Raw genomic sequence first — 19,925 nt, 5'->3', positions numbered from 1 at the left:
CAATTATGACGGATAAAAAAAATAAAGTTCAATCCCATTCGGCGCTCAGTGAAGCATTGAAGAGTATTAGTTTTGCTTTCTCGGTAAAAAATCTGGGCTATCTTCCGCGTTGGATTATTTTGTCGTTAGATATTATAATGGTGTTGATATCCGGATTTTTGGGGCATTTATTGTTTAAAGGAATTGGAATCCATTTTAAAAACAATTACAACTTTTTTTTGGTGGCGACGCTCTATATGTCGGTTTCCATCTTCTTTTTCTGGATATTTAGAACCTATGCGGGAATTATTCGACATTCAGGGTTTATCGATGCGGTGAAGCTTTTCATGGCACAATCGTGTACCTTTCTTTCTCTATTATTTCTAAATACTTTTTTTGATGTTTTTAAACACGGGAAATTGTTTCTTAATACCAGACTTTTTATTAGTATCGTACTTTCGTTCTGTTTCTTGTTGCTTTACCGAATCATCGTTAAGCAGGTTTTTGAACATTATCTGAACGAAAGTAAAGCCAATTATACTACAAAAGCACTAATTTATGGTGCCGATGCCAATTCGGTTTCCGTGGCGAATGCTTTGCGTTTTGAAACTCCTCTGCGTTTTAAAATTATTGGTTTTATTGATAAGGAAAATAAAAACAGTTCTAAGCGATTGCTGGATCTTCCGATTTTATCAACTAATCGCCGTGTTCCGGTTTTACTGCGATCTCGCAAGGCAGATGCGTTAATTATTGCCGATAATACACTTTCAAAAGATGAAAAGCTTGAAATCGTAAGTGATTGTTTAAATTATAATTTCAAGGTTTTTAACACGCCTAAAATAACCGATTGGGAAGACCCTGAAAACATTTCCAAAAAAATCAAAAGTTTCCAGATTCAGGATTTACTGGAACGGCCTCCAATTCAACTGGATAATCTGGCTATCTCCAATCAGATTAAAGGAAAGACAATTTTGATAACCGGAGCAGCAGGTTCCATTGGAAGTGAGATTGTTTGGCAAGTTTCTGCTTTTGATCCGGCTAAAATAATTTTGCTCGATCAGGCTGAAACGCCTCTTCATCATTTAAGCATAGAAATTGGGAACGCAATTACCAAGTCTGCTGTTGAGACGATAATTGCAGATATCCGTAATTTGGATGCCATAGAATCAGTTTTTATTTCGCATGCTCCTGACATTGTTTACCATGCAGCAGCGTATAAGCATGTGCCTTTAATGGAAGAGAATCCTGCGCAGGCTATTTTTACTAATGTTCAGGGAACCAAAAATTTGGCAGATTTATCGGTTAAGTACAATGTGGAACGTTTTGTGATGGTTTCCACCGATAAAGCGGTAAATCCGAGCAATGTTATGGGAGCCAGTAAGCGTATTGCAGAAAAATACGTTCAGTCATTAAATATCCATTTGCAGAGTGCAGCTACTAAGCATACCAAATTTATCACAACCCGTTTTGGTAATGTTTTAGGTTCTAACGGATCTGTAGTGCCTTTATTTACTAAACAGATTGAAAATGGAGGGCCAATTACCATAACCCACCCGGAGATTATCCGTTATTTTATGACCATTCCGGAAGCCTGTCAGTTGGTGCTGGAAGCCGGAGCAATGGGAAGTGGTGGTGAGTTGTTTATTTTCGATATGGGTAAACCGGTTAAAATTATTGATTTGGCCTATAAAATGATCCGATTAGCAGGATTGCGTCCTGAAAAAGATGTGAAAATACAAATAGTGGGATTGCGTCCGGGGGAAAAATTATTTGAAGAATTGTTGAATGATTCGTCAAAAACCTTACCAACTCACCATGAAAAAATAATGATTGCTAAAGACGAAACTGAAAATTATGCCGATGTTTCCGAATTGGTCAATGAATTAATAGAAACTGCCAAAGGTTTTGATAGCAAGGAGATTGTGATTCGAATGAAAGCAATTGTGCCGGAATATATCAGTATGAATTCTGCTTTTACTTCTTTGGATGTGTAATTAATAGGAGGTTACATACAGTAGAGTTTTTTCTGATCGTGATAAAATGCTGTATCTTTGTAAAAAAATGTGATAAATATGATTAATAGTGTACAATTTTTAAGGTGTCTGATTCTAATTGTCTGTCTAGGACTTTTTTCTTGTGGCAACACTAAAAAGATTGTGTATCTTCAAAATGGTTATAGTGGTTCTGATAAAAATACTTCCTATGAATTACATATACAACCCGACGATTTATTGCAAATAATTGTTTCTGCTGAAAACCCTGAGGTGGCAGCGCCTTATAATCTGAAATCTCCTTCTGTGGAAGGAGCCATGAGTGGTCAAAATCAGGTGGAAGGTTATCTTGTTGATAAAAATGGTGAAATTGAGTTCCCTCAGATTGGTAAAATTAAGTTAGAAGGTCTTACGAGAATAGAAGCTACTGAAAAAATAAAAACAATTTTGAGTGAACATATTTCCAATCCCTCCATTCATCTGCGGGTTCTCAATTTTAAAATTTCAATAATTGGAGAAGTTTCAGCACCAGGTGTTTTTAAAGTTGACGGTGAACGAATTACTTTATTGGAGGCACTTAGTAAATCAGGAGATCTTACCATTTATGGTAAACGAAAAAATATCATGGTGATTCGTGAAAAAAATGGTGAAAAAACAATTGAAAAAGTTGATATTACCAATTCAGACTTTATTAATTCACCCTATTATTATCTTGCTCAGAATGACGTGGTTTATGTAGAGCCAAATAAAACCAGAATTAATAACTCGGTTATCGGATCAGACATTAGGGCAACAATTTCTATCTTGTCTTTTGCCATTGGAGTTATCTTAATTTTTACACATTAATAAATGGAAAGCGAAATTACGCAAAGTACTAACAAATTCAGTTCCGGAAACAGTATTGAAGCCCAAATAAATTATTATCTGAGTAATTGGAAATGGTTTGTTTTGGGCGTAATAGTGTTTGTAAGTGGCGCTTATGTTTATTTAAGGTATTCGATACCACAGTACAGCGCTTCAACTACCCTGATGATCAAGGATGAGAAAAAAGGAGGTGTAGCTACTGAGCAGTCCGCTTTTTCAGATTTGGCTGTACTCTCTGGAGTAAAAAGTAATCTTGATAATGAAATTGAGGTTATTAAGTCGTTAACCATGATCAAGGAAACGGTTAGGGTTTTGGGTCTAAACGTGTCTTATTTTAATGAAGGACGTGTTAAATCGGAAGAGCTGTATAAAAAATCACCGGTTCAATTTAATGTTTTGAACATCAAAGAAGGATTTGAGCAAAGAACCTTAATATATAAAGTAATCAGTTCCGGCGCTAATCAGTTTGAATTGTTTGACAGATCGGATGTAAAATTAGGAACTTTTCAATATGGGCAAACCTTACAATTAAAAGAAGGGACAGCCGTATTGTTTGAAACGGATAAAGCAAATACATTTAAAGAAAACCCATTTAAGGTAATGGTTCAGATGAGGCCTATTTCCTCAGTAGCCGGTAAATTTAAAGGTAAGTTGAATGTAAAAAAAGTAGGAGACCGTACCACTATTGTTGAATTGTCACTTATTGATCCGGTTAAAGAAAAGGCAGAAGATTTTTTAAATGGTCTGATTCGCGTTTATAACCAAGATGTAGTAGCCGATAAGAACCTTGTTTTCGAAAATACATCAAAGTTCATTAACGACCGATTAAAAATTATCGAAGATGAGCTGGAAGGCGTTGAGAAAAGTGCAGAGGCTTTTAAAATAAGAAACCACGTTACCGATATTACTTCTGAATCCAGCTTGTACCTTTCCAGTGCGAGTGATTTTGAACGTAAAGAAATTGAGACTGAAACTAAGCTCAAGGTGGTTGATGTAATGGAAGAATACCTAAAGAAAATTAGCAAAGACGATCTAATCCCAGCTAATATTCTCACTACAGATGCCAGTGCCAGCGGTCTAATAGAACAGTACAACAAATTAGTTTTGGAGCGCAACCGAATGCTTAAAAATGCCGGGCCCCAAAACGCTGTGATATTAACTTTGAATAAAAAAATTGACGCTTTGCGCTTAGACATTGATGAGGTCTTGGCAAAACTAAGAGTACAGTTGGAAGTTATGAGAAAAGATGTTGCCTACCAGAAAGCGGTTTTCAACGGAAAAATATCAAAAATACCAACTCTGGAACGTGAAGCAAGAGCACTGGGGCGTCAACAGCAAATTAAAGAAGCGCTTTATCTTTATTTATTACAAAAAAGAGAAGAAACTGCAATCTCATTGGCGGTAACTTCTCCTAATGCTAAAGTTGTGGATCCTGCAATCGCCCTTGGAAGCCCGGTTTCTCCTCAAAGAGGTTCTATTTATATGATGTCACTGGCTGCGGGATTATTGGTGCCTTTTGGGGTGTTGTATCTTTTGAGCATGCTAGATAATAAAGTTAAAGGGCGTGCCGATATTGAAAGCAAACTTTCTATTCCTATTTTGGGAGATGTGCCGCATTCCGATAGTAATGATGAGATTATTTCTTCTTCAAGTCGTTCGGCTTCTGCCGAGGCAATTCGAATTGTACGAACCAATTTAGAGTTTTTATTCAATCAAGTGCCCGAAGGACAGGCTAAAACCATTTTTGTGACTTCTACCATTCCTAAAGAAGGTAAAACCTTTATTGCTGTTAATTTAGCGGGAACCATTGCACTTTCAGGAAAAAAAGTACTTGTGGTTGGAATGGATATTCGTAATCCTAAATTGGAAAATTATTTGGACCTGAATCCAGTGGGAGTTACCAATTATCTTTCTACAAACGATTTGGAACTTTCAGATTTGATTCAGAAACAACCTGGTTTTGAGGCGTTTTACGCGTTCCCTTCTGGGGTAATTCCTCCAAATCCAGCGGAGTTACTGATGAATAAAAAAGTGAATTTGCTTTTTGAAAAATTAAAGAAAGAATTTGATTATATCGTTGTGGATACCGCACCTGTGAGTTTGGTGACCGATACGCTATTGATTGCGCACCACGCCCATTCATTTGTTTATGTTACCCGCGCTAATTATCTGGATAAGCGAATGCTTCATGTTCCGGATTTGTTGTATCGTGAGAAGAAATTACCTAATATGGCCATACTTATCAATGACACTGATATTAAAAAAGGTTATGGTTATGGATATGGAGGTTATGGTTACGGAGGCTACGGTTATGGTTATGGCGTAGAGGCACAAAATAAAAAATGGTATTCAGCTATATTGGATAAATTTAAAAAAGAGGCTTAAGCCTCTTTTTTTATTGAAATTTTGAATTATTTTTCATGGCTTGAACCAAAGGCGCGACATCTTTTAATTTTACTTTTTGTGAAAAGGCTTCAATGTGGTTTTGGTGGTGAACATCGGAACCTGTAAAATCGATCATTCCTTTTTTTAGTAGTTTTTCGGCAATTGTATATACTTCCTTTCCGTAATAACCCACTGTGGATAGCAGATTGAGTTGGAAATAGCAGCCGGCGCTTTTTAGTTTTTCATACTCTGAAAAATTGTGATGTAAGTAAAGATAGCGTTCAGGGTGAGCCAAAATTGGTTTGTAACCTGCTAATTGTAACTCAAAAAGAATTTCATAAAGTTGAATGGGCGGATTGATGTAAGACATTTCAACCAGAACAAACTTGTCTTTTAGTGTAAGAAGAGGTTCGTTCTTGAATAGTTTAATAAAGCCATCACTCATCATGTATTCTGAGGCAGCTGTTAATTTAAGGCTTGAAGTAAGCTTCGGAGAAAGTGTTTTTAGTTCTTTTTCTTTTTCAAGAATATCTTCTCGCGAATTATCCCAGACATATTCGATTGTATGGGGAGTGGTTATGCATTTTGAAAATCCAAATTCTAATAGAGATTCCATCAGAAAGTTACTGTCCTGTATAGTTTTTGCTCCATCGTCAATTCCAAAAAGGATATGAGAATGAATATCGATATAACCTTGAGGAATAAGGTCTTTTAAAGCGGGTTTGGTTTTAAAAAATGAAAACATGGCGCAAATGTACTTATTTTTTGAAGATAAATTTACAGTTGTTTTATTAACACAGATTTGGTTTGATTTTTTGCAGGAAATCAATGGTTTTAATTTACTTTCAGTTTGCTAAACTTTAGTATATTTGGCAATCGAGTTGATAATGGTTTATGAGTAAAGAGGTTATTTTAAAAGCAGAAAACATCTCCAAACAATACCGATTGGGAAGCGTTGGAACAGGTACAATCAGTCATGATCTTAACAGGTGGTGGGCAAGTATCCGTGGGAAAGACGATCCTTTTTTAAAAGTAGGGGAAACCAATGATAGAACCAGTAAAGGGAACAGTGATTATGTCTGGGCTTTGCAGGATATTAATTTTGAAGTTCAGCGTGGAGAAGTTCTTGGTATAATTGGGAAGAATGGTGCGGGTAAATCTACATTGCTTAAAATACTCTCAAGGGTAACTTCCCCTACAACCGGAACAATTAAAACCAAAGGAAGAATTGCTTCATTGCTGGAAGTAGGAACTGGTTTTCACGGTGAAATGACCGGGAGAGAGAATATTTATTTAAATGGATCCATTCTCGGGATGACCAAGGCTGAAATTAGCTCCAAAATTGATGAAATAATTGAGTTTAGCGGTTGTGAACGTTATATAGATACTCCGGTAAAAAGATACAGCAGCGGGATGACGGTTCGTCTGGCTTTTGCCGTTGCAGCGCATTTGGAGCCTGAAATTTTAGTAGTTGATGAGGTGTTGGCTGTTGGAGATGCGGAATTTCAGAAAAAAGCAATCGGGAAGATGAAGGACATAGCCGAAGGAGAAGGGAGAACGGTTCTTTTTGTGAGTCATAATATGGCAGCAGTTCAAAGCCTTTGTACTCGAGGGATGGTCATGAACAATGGAAAAATTGAGGCTGTTTTGCCAATAGATAAAGCCGTTGAAAAATACTTAAACCTTAATTCGGCAATACAGAATTTTGATGCTAAAAAATTTGAAAACATTGAACTGTTGAGTCTTAAGATTTTGGATCAGGGCAGTGAAATTAACGTGGTTCAGGCTTTTCAACCCGTAGTGTTTCAGGTTCGGTATAAATATTTGAACTTGATGCCTATCCAAACCCATGTAGAGTTTTTCATCAAGGATGAATTCGGAACGGTTGTCACTTCAATGTCTTCGTGGCTGAATTCACAATTTTTAGTCCCTAAAAATGGGATTATTGAAGTGAATTGTTCATTGTTAAATGGGTTTTCATTAGTTCAAGGAACTTATAGTGTTGATTTACAAATTTCTGATTCAGTTAATCAGGTTTATTACGATATTTTCGAATTTGAAATTATTAATACACCGCATACCGGTTACGTTAGACACGTAAGAAGAGAGCGTTTCGGGAATGTTTATACGCCAAATAAGTGGGAAATAATTGTAAGTGAATAGTTGAAAAATTAGAATGAAAATACTTCTTTGTTTTGGAACCCGACCGGAAGCAATTAAAATGGCTCCACTTTATCATCAGTTAAAGAAATCTAACTTTGATATAAAAGTTTGTGTGACTGCACAACATAGGGAAATGCTGGATCAGGTTCTTGATTTTTTTAAAATTGTTCCTGATTATGATTTGGATTTAATGCAAAAGAATCAGACATTGAATACGCTTTGTTCCAGAATTCTAAACGGTATTGATCAGGTACTGACCGATAGTGAGCCGGATTATGTTTTGGTTCATGGCGATACCACGACTTCTTCAATGGTGGCTCTGGCTGCTTTTAACAGAGGTATTAAGATTGGTCATGTTGAGGCAGGTTTGCGAACATATAATAAATTTTCACCTTTTCCGGAAGAAATCAACAGACAGTTAACGGGGCGTTTAGCCGATGTTCATTTTGCACCAACAAAATGGGCTGCTGATAATCTTAGAAATGAACGAATTAGTGATGATCAGATTTTTACAACCGGCAATACGGTAATCGATGCATTAAGATTTGGGTTGGATCGAATAGATAAAGGATATGTTTGTCCTGATTTGCAAGATGTTAAATCAATTATCACTACCAACAAAAAAATCGTTTTAATAACCGGGCATCGAAGAGAAAATTTTGGAACCGGTTTTGAAAACTTATGCCAGGCTGTCAAAGAAATAGCGACTTTGGAAGATGTGCAGATTGTTTATCCTGTTCATTTGAATCCTAATGTTCAGGAACCGGTAAACAGGATTTTGGGAAATGTTAAAAACGTTCATTTGATTGATCCAATAGACTATCCAGCCTTTATCTATTTGATGAGCAATAGTTATTTAGTGCTTACAGATTCTGGAGGTGTTCAGGAGGAAGCGCCTTCTTTGGGCAAACCGGTTGTAGTGATGAGAGACAATACCGAACGACCTGAAGCAGTAGAAGCCGGAACTGTAGTTTTGGTAGGAACCGATAAAAGTAAAATAGTCTCAACGGTTTCGAATTTATTGTTGGATAATGAGCTGTACATGAAAATGAGTAAGGCTCATAATCCTTACGGTGACGGGAAAGCATGTCAAAGAATCTGTTCCTTTTTTGAATTACAGTCTAATCTCGGGAAGTAATGTTTTATGTGTGATGGCTTAATGAGACAAGAAGAGATAACACCGATTCGATTTAATACTACAGCCAGTAAAGTTTGATTAATATTTCGATGAAAAACTTAGTTATATGTGCCTATTCCGTTTATCCTGAAGACAGGACCAGTGAAGGTATTGTAAATAAAAATTGGGTTGATATAATTAACGTTGATAATGTTGCACCGTCTGTGGTATTGTCCTCCAATAAGGTTGTGTCGGTTACCCAAAAAAGCAGTGGTGATTATCAGGTAACCAATAAACCAGATTTCTTATTGGAAAAAGCCAAAAGCGCTTTAAAGAGTAAAAAAGGGGTTCCTGGATTGCTTTTCAGGGTTTTAAATTGGATTTTTTTAAGACTTTCAATTTTTCCTAAAGAGTCTAACCTGTTTAATTTTATCTGGATATCCAAGCAAAGCAAAGGGTTAAAACAGCTTTCAGAGACTGATACGGAGTATGTGTACTGGGCTCGTATTTTGCCAACAATTACCCTAGCTCCATTTTTAAAAATCCAAAAAAACATCCCTTTGGTAATAAATGTAAATGATCCTGTAGAAAATTTAGATTATTGCCGAAACATATTTGCTCATACTAAAAATAGTGCACAGTGCTGGACGTTTCCTTCCAAAAGGCTTTCACAGAAAATAGCTCAACAATATGATTTGGACCCAGCCCGTTGTTTTGTTGTTCCACATGCTATGAGGAAGCAGCAAAATATTTTTATGATGAAAAAAAGCGCTGGTGAAAAATTACGTTTTCTCTATACCGGAACTTTTTATAAGAGCGCTTTTACAAATTCATTTATGGATCAATTGAAAAATTTTGGTTCCGATGCTTTTGCTAATCAGGTTGAGTTCGTTTTTGTATTGTCTCAGTATGATGATCAATCCATTGAATGGCTTAAAGAAGCGATTCCCAATGTGGTTTTGTTTTTTAATCTGACAAGAGAAGAAGTATTCGAAGAAATTAACCAAGCACATTGCATGCTGGTTGTAGATTCCCAAGGACATACAGATCTTCTCAAAGGGAAATTAATGGAAGCGATATCATTCGGATTGCCTGTTTTTTCAATTAGTTACCAGGATTCGGTAATGGATAAAGTGGTTTCAGAATACGGTAGTTTTTCGGCCTATCAGGAAATTGAAAATGATATTTTTGAAAAATTAAAACTGGCTTTTGTTAATCTGTCGGATTTGAATTGGTGTGAACAATTCTATAAACAAAGAGAAATTGTCATGGAAAAGGCTTCAGAAGAAAGTATAAGAAAGATGACTTTTCAGATTTCTGAATATGCTCATCAGCGTTTTTTGCATCTGCAAGGAAAGCGTGATGCTATGCCACAAGTTTTAACGCATTTGAATTGGCCGTAGCATTTTGGAAATTTAACCTCATATTTCTTAGTATTGTTAAGATCTGATTTTTTCGGAATCCGGAATAAATTGTATTTTGTACTAGTAAAAGAATGCGGTTATCACTTGATTTTTGGAATTAAGGACGTATTTTTAGACCTTTAAGCGGATCACATGAATCCAAACAGTAAAAGCGAATTTAAAAAAAATAAAATGGCTCCCTATTTAATTGCAGAAATCGGACAGGCACACGAAGGCAGTCTGGGTATTTTACATTCTTATATAGATGCATTAGCACAGACCGGAGTAGATGCTGTTAAGTTTCAAATGCATATAGCCGAAGCCGAGAGTAGTAATCTAGAACCTTTCAGAGTTAAGTTTTCTTATGAAGACGCCACTCGATTTGATTATTGGAAGCGAATGGGTTTTACTTTGCAGCAATGGAAGCAAATCAAGGCACATTGTGATGAGGTCGGGCTTGACTTTATCTGTTCACCGTTCAGTAATATGGCTGTAGATTGGCTTGAAGAAATTGGTGTTGCCTATTATAAAATAGGTTCCGGAGAAGTTAGCAATTGGCTTCTGCTTGAGAAAATTGCAAAAACAGGTAAGCCGGTAATTTTGTCTTCAGGAATGAGTAGTTTTCTGGAACTCGATCAAACAGTAGCCTTTTTAAAATCGAGAAACGTAAATTTTTCCATACTTCAATGTACAACTTCCTATCCTACACAACCGGAGCAGTTCGGCTTTAATGTAATTCAGGAATTGAAAAGCCGTTATCAGGTTAAGGTTGGTTTTTCGGATCATTCAGCCCGAGTGGCAACAAATATTGCAGCAATAGCCTTTGGAGCAGAAATTTTAGAATTTCATGTTGTGTTTGATAAACGCATGTTTGGTCCTGATACTAAATCATCATTAACCATTGACCAAGTGCAACAGCTGGCAAGTGATGCCAAAGCGATTCAAATTGCCTTGGAAAATCCAATAGATAAAACAAAAAATGAGCAATTTTCAGAATTGAAAAACATTTTTGAGAAATCCCTGGCAGTGAATAAAAGTCTGTCGGCAGGACATGTGATTACCTTTGAGGACTTAGAGGCTAAAAAACCAAAAAACCAAGGAATCAATGCGATGCTCTTTGAAGAAGTTCTTGGGAAGATTTTAGTAAACGATCTTAAGCAGTGGGATTTTTTAAATCTGAAAGATTTACGTTAGTTTTTTGCTCCTTAAATATGCGTTTGATTGCGGAATTCCGCTCGAGCGTTTACTTTTTTCGTTATTTTTAGAACCTGAAAAATTAAATGATGCTGAAAAGAAAAATTGCAGTGGTAATTACTGCCCGCCCGTCTTACAGTAGAGTAAAAACTGTTTTGACTGCCATAAAGAAACACCCTCAGCTTGAATTGCAACTTGTGGTTGCAGCATCGGCTTTATTAGATCGATATGGTTCTGCGGTAAATTATATTGAAAAAGATGGTTTTGAAATTGCGGCTCGTGTTTTTAATGTTCTTGAAGGAGAGAATCTTACTGCCGCTGCTAAGACAACGGGTATAGGAATTTTAGAGCTGTCCACCGTTTTTGATAATCTTAAACCGGATGTTGTTGTTACTGTTGCCGATCGATTTGAGACTATGGCTACGGCAATTTCAGCCGCATATATGAATATTCCTTTAGCGCATATCCAAGGAGGTGAAGTTACAGGTAACATTGATGAAAAAGTGCGTCATTCCATTACTAAATTGGCAGACTATCATTTTGTTGCTTCCGAAAGTGCGAAAGAACGTGTTTTAAAACTTGGTGAAAACAAAGAAATGGTGTTTAATACCGGTTGTCCGTCAATAGATTTGGCCGGAGAGGTTAGTCATAGCCAAGCCCTTTCCTTTGATCCATATTTTAAATACGGAGGTGTTGGTGCAAAACCGGATTTAAGCAATGGTTATTTGGTGGTTATGCAACATCCGGTTACTACCGAATATAAAGATTCCCGTAAGCATATTGAAGCAACTTTAAATGCAATCCATAAGCTCAATCAGCCCACTTTGTGGTTTTGGCCCAATGTTGATGCCGGAGCAGACGGTACTTCAACAGGGATTAGAGCTTTTAGAGAATTAACTAAATTGGAGAATGTTCACTTTTTCAAGAATATGGAAGGTGATGATTTTCTGGAGCTTTTGGTGCACAGTAAATGCCTTATCGGAAATTCGAGTGTTGGAATAAGAGAATGTGCATTTTTAGGTGTTCCTGTGGTAAATATTGGCTCAAGACAACATGGCCGGGACAGGGGAACTAACGTAATTGATGTAGATTACAGCCAAAAAATGATTGAAGAAGCCATTCTTGCAGCGGTTGCAAAAGGCAAAGCAGAATCGTCCTCTATTTACGGTGGTGGTAATGCAGGTGAGAAAATAGCAGATTTGTTGGAAAGTCTTCCCTTACAATTCCATAAAACCATAACGTATTAGGTATGAGAATTATTGGAGTAATTCCGGCACGTGGAGGGTCAAAAGGGGTTCCCGGGAAAAACATTAAACTTCTCGGAGATAAGCCTCTAATCGCTTATTCTATACAGAGTGCCAAGAAAAGCAATTTACTTGCTCAAATAATAGTCTCAACAGATTCAGAAGAAATTGCAAAAGTTGCTCAGGACTGGGGTGCAGAAGTACCATTTCTAAGACCTAAAGATTTGGCTGAAGATACTACTCCTACACTAAAAGTCCTTCAACACGTTTTGGATTTTTACCAAGTCCGAGGCATTTTTTTTGATGCGGTTTGTTTGTTACAGCCAACCAGTCCTTTTCGTGAAGATGACTTTATTGATAATGCGATCCAAAAATTTATCAATTCAGGAGCAGATGCTTTAGTAAGTGTTTTGCCGGTTCCACATGAATACAATCCACACTGGACTTTTGAAAGTGATGAAAATGACTTTTTACGAATTGCTACCGGAGAAGAAAAAATTATTTCCCGCAGACAGGAACTTCCTATGGCATACCACCGAGACGGGGCTGTGTATATTACTAAGTCTGAAATTATTAAAGAGGGTTCTTTATATGGGAATCGTTTAACCTATATAGCGAATCATCCGGAAAATTACATTAATATCGATACTCCGGAAGATTGGAAAAAGGCTCAAGAGCATTTAAAAACGAAGCAGTAATATGTGTGGGATAGTAGGGATAATTGGAAGAAGAGCTAATGGTCTTACCTTAGAAAAAATGCTACAGGCGCAAAAGCATCGCGGGCCAGATTTTACAGGAAGTTATGTAGAATCTAATCGCATAGCTTTAGGTCACAACCGATTGAGTATTATAGATTTATCTTCTGGAGCGAATCAACCTTTTAAAAGCGCTTGCGGACGTTATTTAATTGTTTTTAATGGTGAGATTTACAACTATCTAGAGTTGAAATCTGAATTAAAGGCGCACTACGTTTTTACAACGGCATCCGATACTGAAGTGCTTTTGAACGCTTATAAACAATGGGGGAAAGAATGTTTGTCAAGGTTTAACGGGATGTTTTCCTTTGCAATTTGGGATACTGTTCAAAACAAGTTGTTTGCAGCTCGGGATCGATTTGGGGTAAAACCCTTTTATTATTCAATTTTTGAGGACTCTCTTTTTTTTGCCTCAGAGTTGAATTCTTTGTTTGAGTCCGGTCTTCCCAAAGAAATGAAAATGGGTTTATGGGCAGATTTTTTAACCCAGGGTCATTACGGCAGCCCAACAGAAACCTTTTGGAATGGGATCAATCAGTTACAGCCTGGGCATTATCTGGAATACGCTCAAGAAAAAATCAAGATTGTAAAATGGTATGATTTTGTGGAGAATGTTTCTTCTTTATTTGAAGTTTCTCAAAAAAATGAAGAAGCTTATATCACAGATTTAATGCTTGATGCGGTAAAATTGCGTTTTCGTTCAGATGTTCCGGTAGGTTTTAATGTAAGCGGCGGATTAGATTCCAGCATTTTATTGGCATTAATTGATCATCAGTACCAACATAGCAGCAAAGATATCGAGACGTTTACCTTCTATACCAATGACGATCGTTATGACGAAATTTATTGGGTGGAACAAATGCTGCAAGGCAGAGGACATCCAATAAACAAATGTCTTTTATCTGCAAATGAAATTCCTGAAAAGGCCAGTGCTATGGCACTTTTACAAGCCGAACCGTTTGGAGGAATTCCGACCTTGGCTTATAGTGAAGTGTTTAAAAGAGCAAGTGAAAAAGGCGTCAAAGTACTTTTGGATGGTCAAGGTTCAGATGAGGCGTGGGCGGGCTACGACTATTATACTAAATCAAGCGGTTCAGTAATTCAAGGGGTTACCCAATCTCCTTTTAAAAAAGAGGTATTACGACCGGAATTTGCGGCTTTGTCTGAAAAAATCGTTTATGAACAGCCTTTTGAAGATTCTTTACTAAATCTTCAGTTTCGGGATTTGTTTCATACAAAAATCCCCAGAGCGTTACGTTTTAACGACAGAGTTTCCATGTTGCACGGAACCGAATTAAGAGAACCTTTTCTAGATTATCGTTTAGTAGAATACGTCTTTAGTCGTCCAACTAATTTTAAAATTAAAGACGGTCGGCAAAAATGGCTTTTAAGAGAAATAGCTAATAATTTTTTAAATAAAGAAGTTGCTTTAGCTCCTAAGCGTCCTTTACAAACTCCCCAAAGAGAATGGCTGGCTGTTGAATTGCAGGATTGGGTAAGGGCTGAGGTTGCCAAATTGGAAACTCACGAGTGGTTTGATAAAAAAGCACTCAGAGCTGAAATGGAAGCGTATTTTAAAGGAAACAGCGAAAGCAGTTTTCACATTTGGCAATGGGTGAATTTGGCGTTGTTGCTGTAAAATTTAGAGAGAAATAAAATAGAATTAAATTTGAAAACCAATAAGGAAAAAATAGCTATTGTTGGAGCAAATAGTATACTTGCACAATCATTGTATGAAAAAATAAAAGATGAATTTGAGGTTTTTCAGGTTTACCATATTCATACAGATAAGATTGAAGATGTTGCAAGTTGTATTCAGATAAATGATTTTTTAAGTTTTTCTGATGAATTTAAAGCAATCTATTTTTTTAGCTCTGTTATTAGTTTTCAGGAAAATATTGATTCGGTCAGGAAAATATTTGAAACAAATGTAAAATTACTGCTTCAAATTTCCTCAAATTTTAAGAGTGCAAAAATTATTCATTCCTCTTCAGTTTCCGTTTTTGGAAATCCAGGTTCAACCATAACTGAAAAAACTCCAGTAAATCCTTTGTCCAGCTACGCTTTTTCGAAATTATGGGCTGAAAAAATCATTGCAGACCATTTTGGTGGAGGTGTTAATCTCAGGATGTCTTCTCTTTTTGGGAAACAAATGAATGAGAATACTTTTTTGCCAAAAATTATAAGCGATGCTTTAAATAAAAAAGAAATTACGATTTTTGGTGATGGCTCCAGAAAACAAAATTATATTGAGGTTAAGCAAGCCGCAAATTATTTTTACAAAGCCTTGTCTTATAATGGAAAAATGCCTTTATTGGCGGTAGGAGAAAAATCATTTTCCAATTTTGAATTGGCACAAATTATTCAAAAGCAAGTTGAAGGTGTTGCAATTCGTTTTTTAGGTGAAGATTTTTCTACGAGTTTTGAATACAATAATGTTGAAACTAAAAAAGCATTGACAATTGAAGAAAATTTTTCTTTTGAATCGGCTTTAAATCAATTGATTGAATGGAAAGGAAAACAGTTTTAATTACAGGAATTGGGGGTAATGTTGGGCAGGGAATACTTAGGAATATCCAGTCTTTACAATGGCCTATACGGGTAGTTGGGTGTGATATAGCTGCCTATACTTCTGGCAATTATCTTTGCGATGCTACCTATCAAGTGCCGTACTCGTATCAGGAAAATTACATTTCTGTAGTTAATGATATAATTAAAAAAGAAAAAATTGATTTGGTAATTCCTTCTACAGATTATGAGGTTTATTACCTAGCGCTAAACTCTGAAAAATTAGCTGCACCTGCAGTTACTTGTGATGCTTTAATGGCAAAGACTTTTTTAGATAAATATGCGACTTATAAATGTTTTTCTGAAAATGGAATTTCTTTTTCCAAATCTTGGTTGCCCGAAGAATTTGATTTTTCGGTAAAACAATACATTGCAAAGCCAAGAGAAGGAAGAGGTTCAAGAGGTATTCTCATTAATCCCGAAAATGTTAAGTCCCTGGGAGATGACTATTTAATACAAGAACTTCATCAAGGAATTGAAATTACTACGGCAATTTATGTGAATAGACAAGGTTTGATTCATGGAATATTTTCAATGGAAAGAAAATTGGAAAACGGAACAACCTCACAAACAATTGTAAATGATAAGTTTAATGCGGAATTTTTAAAAATTGCCCAGCAAATTGTAGATTTAGGAGGAATTCGCGGAAGCATTAATCTGCAAAGTATTGTAGATGAGCACGGAAGAATATCTCCTTTTGAAGTTAACGGAAGGATTTCTGGTACAAATTCTATAAGGCATTGTTTTGGTTTTCAAGATGTTAAATATGTCATTCAGGAATACTTATACAATCAGCAACCAGATAAACCAGTAACGATAAAAGGAGTTGCCTCCCGAATATTATTGGATGTTATTTATACTAATGCTGATAATTTTGAGAGTCTGAAAGACAAATCATCTAAACATATCATTTACTAAAGATTTATGGATATACAATATGTTTTATTTGATGTGGCAGGAACATTGCTTCATAAACCTGAATTTTATAAAACCTTGCAAAAGGTTTTAAATGATTGTGGATATGATTTTGAGCTTGAGGAGTTAAAATTAAAGCATAAAATTTTATCAGAGGTAATTCATTTTCCGGACAGAACCAATAAAGATTTTTACCAGGAGTTTAATAGAGAGCTACTGTTTTCATTGGGCATTGTTCCGGATGAAAAAATGCTTGACGAAGTTTTTTCAAAATGTTCGTATTTACCTTGGGAACAGTGTAAAGATGCGGATTTTCTTTCTTCTATTCCAGTACCGATGGGAGTTTTGTCGAATTTTAACAGTACTCTTAAAGAAAAGCTGAACGGTTTTTTTGGCCCGGTTTTTAAAGACGTATTTGTTTCCGAAGAACTAGGCGTCTCTAAACCCGATTTAGAATTTTATAAAAGAGCTGTCGAGAAAATTAACATTAAAGCAGAAAATATACTATATATTGGAGATTCATTAAAGTTGGATATCGAGCCTGCTTTAAAAATAGGAATGAAACCTTTGCTTATCGATCGAGAAGGTTTTTTTAAGAAATCAGATTATCAGATTGAAAATTTGAATCAACTGTTTAATTATTTGCATTTGTAATGAGAAAATTACTTTCCTTAGTTGTACCTGTTTATTATGAAGAGGAAGTTATTCTTCAGTTTTTAAAAGAAACCAAAGAAGTTTTGGATGAGCTTCCTTTGGATTATGAATATGTGTTTGTAGATGATGGAAGTAAAGATAAAACGGTTTCAATTCTAACAGATCAGGCAAAGCAAAACGAAAAGATAAAATTAGTAGTGTTGTCCTACAATCACGGGAAAGCCGCAGCGGTTACAGCTGCAATTGCTAATGCAAAAGGGGATTATCTGCTTTATATGGATCCTGATTTGCAAGACCCTCCAAAAGAAATTCCAAGATTTGTAGAAGAGATCGAAAAAGGATATGATTTGGTATGGGGTATCCGAACAGAAAAAAAGGATTCCTTACTTAATGTTGTTTTTTCAAAAATTTTCTGGGGCACTCTTAATAAGTTTACGGGCTTGAATATTCCTAAAGGAGTAGCCGTAATGAGAATATTCAATAGAAGTTTTGCCGATGAGTTTTTAAGGTATAATGAAGCCAATCGTTTTATTGAAGGGATTTTTATTGCAATTTCCAAAAATTGGAAAACCATAGAAATTGAGCAAAGACCGCGTTTTGCAGGTAAATCAAAATTCAATTTCAGAAAAAAAATGCAACTTGCCTTTGATGCTATTTTTGATTTCTCGGAGTTGCCGTTAAAAATGGCTGTAAGGCTCGGTGTATTTCTGTCAATTATTGGTTTTTTAGGCCTTTTTGTGCTTTTAATTTTAAGATGCTTTTTTATTCATTTTCAGGCTGGTTGGCCTTCTATTATAGCAGCCATTGTAATTGGTTTTGGAATTCAGTTGTTTTTCCTTGGAATTGTGTCTTTGTATGTTGGTAGAATTTACAAGGAGGTAAAATGCAGGCCGGTTTTTTCAGTTAAAAATAAAGTCAATTTATAAATGAATAAAACATTAGGTATTATAGGAGCAGGACATTTAGGTCAGCAAATAGCTCATTATGCCATAAACGACGGGCATTACCAAGATGTGGTTTTTTTTGATGATTTTTCGGAACAGCAAACAGTTAATGGTTTTCGGGTTTTGGGAACAACGGATAGTGTTTTAAAAGCTTATGAGAAAAAGAATTTTGATGAATTGCTCATAGGGATTGGTTACAAGCACCTTCAGGTTAGAAAAGAAATGTTTGAGAAGTATAAGTCGCATATTCCTTTTGGGAAGATAATTCATTCGAGTTCATGGGTAGATTCCACTGCTCAAATAAAAAGAGGTTGTGTCTTGTATCCGGGTTGCTTTATAGATGCTAATGTTGAGATTCAGAGTAACACAATATTAAATATTAATTGCACAATTGCCCATGACACCCACATTGGTTCGCATTGTTTTTTATCACCTAGGGTAGCTGTGGCAGGATTCGTAAAGGTTGAAGATTTGTGTATCATAGGGATTAACGCGACGATTATTGATAACATCAAGATTTCAACCGGATCGCAAATAGGAGGGGCAACTGTAGTGATAAAGAACATTGAAAAATCAGGATTGTATGTTGGTAATCCTGCAAAATTTATTAGATAATGATTCCATTCAATAAACCCTATTTAACAGGGAAAGAAACGCAATATATTGAAGAAGCCGTAAAATCGGGAAAAATTTCAGGGAACGGGATGTTTACTCAAAGATGCCAGGATTTCTTTGAAAAGAAATACGGTTTTAAGAAAGTATTACTAACGACTTCCTGCACAGATGCCCTGGAGATGTGTGCAATATTGGCCGATATTAAGCCTGGAGATGAAGTAATTGTTCCGAGTTATACTTTTGTTTCTACGGCAATTGCTTTTGTGCGCCAGGGGGCTAAAATTGTTTTCGCAGACTCATTACCTGATAATCCAAACATTGATGCTTCAAAAATTGAGGCTTTAATTACCTCAAAAACCAAAGTGATTGTGCCTGTTCATTACGCGGGGATTGCCTGCGATATGGATGCGATTATGGATTTAGCTGCTAAATACAATTTAATTGTAATTGAAGATGCGGCTCAGGCCATTGATTCGTATTATAAAGGAAGGTCGCTTGGGTCTATTGGTCATATGGCTGCATTTTCATTTCATGAAACTAAAAATATTATAGCCGGTGAAGGAGGAATGTTAACCATTAATGATAAGCGGTTTATTCACCGAGCAGAAATTATTTGGGAGAAAGGAACTAACCGTGCCGAATTCTTTAGAGGAGAAGTTAATAAATATGGATGGGTTGATACCGGTTCATCGTTTTTGCCTTCGGAAGTAATTGCTGCATTTTTGTGGGCTCAGATTGAAAATCTGGAACACATCCAGAAAAAAAGGCTTGAGATCTGGAATTTTTATTATGAAAATTTAAAGCAATGGGCCCTGAACAATAATGTTCAATTGCCAATTATTCCAGATTTTGCAACCAACAATGCACATATGTTTTATTTGGTATGCAATTCTTTGGAGCAAAGAACAAAACTTATCGCGCATTTAAAGCAGAATGAAGTATTGGCGGTGTTTCATTATATCAGTCTGCATTCCAGCCCATACTATGAAAAAAAGCACAACGGACAAATATTGGAGCATAGTGATGCTTTTACCGACAGACTTGTTCGATTGCCTTTATTTTATGAATTGAATGTAGAGGAAGTTCTGGAAAAAGTAAAGTTATTTAATAATGATTTGGGTATTGAATAACTAT

Annotated in this window: 17 protein-coding genes; 16 read left to right on the top strand and 1 reads right to left on the bottom strand. The window is 36.0% G+C overall.

Annotation, left to right across the window (positions count from 1 at the left end):
- Window positions 1-5 precede the first annotated feature (5 nt).
- The 3 genes from LZZ90_RS07125 to LZZ90_RS07115 all read left to right on the top strand — a co-directional run bounded on the left by LZZ90_RS07125 (window position 6) and on the right by LZZ90_RS07115 (window position 5,219).
- Window positions 6-1,973 carry a nucleoside-diphosphate sugar epimerase/dehydratase gene (locus LZZ90_RS07125; RefSeq protein ID WP_237789998.1) on the top strand — a complete coding sequence of 656 codons (1,968 nt, stop codon included), beginning with the start codon at window positions 6-8 and terminating at the stop codon, window positions 1,971-1,973.
- Between the two features lie 162 nt (window positions 1,974-2,135).
- Window positions 2,136-2,816: a polysaccharide biosynthesis/export family protein gene (locus LZZ90_RS07120; RefSeq protein ID WP_237789997.1), complete on the top strand. Its 681-nt coding sequence runs from the start codon at window positions 2,136-2,138 to the stop codon at window positions 2,814-2,816.
- A 3-nt stretch (window positions 2,817-2,819) separates the two neighbouring features.
- The gene (locus LZZ90_RS07115) at window positions 2,820-5,219 is read left to right on the top strand and encodes a tyrosine-protein kinase (RefSeq protein WP_237789996.1); all 2,400 of its coding nucleotides are present in this window, start codon (window positions 2,820-2,822) and stop codon (window positions 5,217-5,219) included.
- A 10-nt stretch (window positions 5,220-5,229) separates the two neighbouring features.
- Here LZZ90_RS07115 and LZZ90_RS07110 read toward each other — a convergent pair whose 3' ends face one another.
- Window positions 5,230-5,964 (bottom strand): tyrosine-protein phosphatase, encoded by a 735-nt coding sequence (locus LZZ90_RS07110; protein WP_237789995.1) that lies wholly within the window; start codon window positions 5,962-5,964, stop codon window positions 5,230-5,232.
- A 149-nt stretch (window positions 5,965-6,113) separates the two neighbouring features.
- Between LZZ90_RS07110 and LZZ90_RS07105 the strand changes: the two genes are divergently transcribed.
- From LZZ90_RS07105 to rffA, 13 genes are all read left to right on the top strand, one after another.
- Window positions 6,114-7,382: an ABC transporter ATP-binding protein gene (locus tag LZZ90_RS07105; RefSeq protein WP_237789994.1), complete on the top strand. Its 1,269-nt coding sequence runs from the start codon at window positions 6,114-6,116 to the stop codon at window positions 7,380-7,382.
- Between the two features lie 13 nt (window positions 7,383-7,395).
- The gene (gene wecB / locus LZZ90_RS07100; RefSeq protein ID WP_237789993.1) at window positions 7,396-8,520 is read left to right on the top strand and encodes a non-hydrolyzing UDP-N-acetylglucosamine 2-epimerase; all 1,125 of its coding nucleotides are present in this window, start codon (window positions 7,396-7,398) and stop codon (window positions 8,518-8,520) included.
- A gap of 89 nt (window positions 8,521-8,609) precedes the next feature.
- On the top strand, window positions 8,610-9,902 hold the full coding sequence (locus LZZ90_RS07095) for a hypothetical protein (protein WP_237789992.1): 1,293 nt from the start codon (window positions 8,610-8,612) through the stop codon (window positions 9,900-9,902).
- Window positions 9,903-10,094: 192 nt separating this feature from the next.
- Complete coding sequence (locus LZZ90_RS07090) at window positions 10,095-11,096, top strand: N-acetylneuraminate synthase family protein (protein WP_237789991.1); 1,002 nt, start codon at window positions 10,095-10,097, stop codon at window positions 11,094-11,096.
- A gap of 89 nt (window positions 11,097-11,185) precedes the next feature.
- Window positions 11,186-12,343 carry a UDP-N-acetylglucosamine 2-epimerase gene (gene neuC, locus LZZ90_RS07085; protein WP_237790128.1) on the top strand — a complete coding sequence of 386 codons (1,158 nt, stop codon included), beginning with the start codon at window positions 11,186-11,188 and terminating at the stop codon, window positions 12,341-12,343.
- Between the two features lie 2 nt (window positions 12,344-12,345).
- Window positions 12,346-13,038 carry a cytidylyltransferase domain-containing protein gene (locus LZZ90_RS07080; protein WP_237789990.1) on the top strand — a complete coding sequence of 231 codons (693 nt, stop codon included), beginning with the start codon at window positions 12,346-12,348 and terminating at the stop codon, window positions 13,036-13,038.
- 1 nt (window position 13,039) lies between these two features.
- A complete protein-coding gene (asnB, locus tag LZZ90_RS07075) occupies window positions 13,040-14,734 on the top strand; it encodes an asparagine synthase (glutamine-hydrolyzing) (protein WP_237789989.1) in 1,695 nt (564 codons plus the stop codon).
- Between the two features lie 30 nt (window positions 14,735-14,764).
- Window positions 14,765-15,625 carry an SDR family oxidoreductase gene (locus LZZ90_RS07070; protein ID WP_237789988.1) on the top strand — a complete coding sequence of 287 codons (861 nt, stop codon included), beginning with the start codon at window positions 14,765-14,767 and terminating at the stop codon, window positions 15,623-15,625.
- Complete coding sequence (locus LZZ90_RS07065) at window positions 15,604-16,581, top strand: ATP-grasp domain-containing protein (protein WP_237789987.1); 978 nt, start codon at window positions 15,604-15,606, stop codon at window positions 16,579-16,581. Before LZZ90_RS07070 ends, LZZ90_RS07065 begins: the two co-directional genes overlap by 22 nt.
- A gap of 6 nt (window positions 16,582-16,587) precedes the next feature.
- Complete coding sequence (locus LZZ90_RS07060) at window positions 16,588-17,232, top strand: HAD family hydrolase (RefSeq protein ID WP_237789986.1); 645 nt, start codon at window positions 16,588-16,590, stop codon at window positions 17,230-17,232.
- Complete coding sequence (locus LZZ90_RS07055; RefSeq protein WP_237789985.1) at window positions 17,232-18,158, top strand: glycosyltransferase family 2 protein; 927 nt, start codon at window positions 17,232-17,234, stop codon at window positions 18,156-18,158. The genes LZZ90_RS07060 and LZZ90_RS07055 overlap by 1 nt, the downstream gene beginning before the upstream one ends.
- Window positions 18,159-18,791 (top strand): acetyltransferase, encoded by a 633-nt coding sequence (locus tag LZZ90_RS07050; protein ID WP_237789984.1) that lies wholly within the window; start codon window positions 18,159-18,161, stop codon window positions 18,789-18,791.
- Window positions 18,791-19,921, top strand: coding sequence for a dTDP-4-amino-4,6-dideoxygalactose transaminase (rffA, locus tag LZZ90_RS07045; protein WP_237789983.1), 1,131 nt, complete (start codon window positions 18,791-18,793; stop codon window positions 19,919-19,921). The genes LZZ90_RS07050 and rffA overlap by 1 nt, the downstream gene beginning before the upstream one ends.
- The last annotated feature ends 4 nt before the right edge of the window (window positions 19,922-19,925 follow it).

Origin of the sequence: Flavobacterium sp. SM15 (genome assembly GCF_022012335.1) — a bacterium.
Taxonomy (GTDB): domain Bacteria; phylum Bacteroidota; class Bacteroidia; order Flavobacteriales; family Flavobacteriaceae; genus Flavobacterium.
Note: the sequence above shows the minus strand (reverse complement) of the source record. Positions and strands in the feature narration are given on the sequence as shown.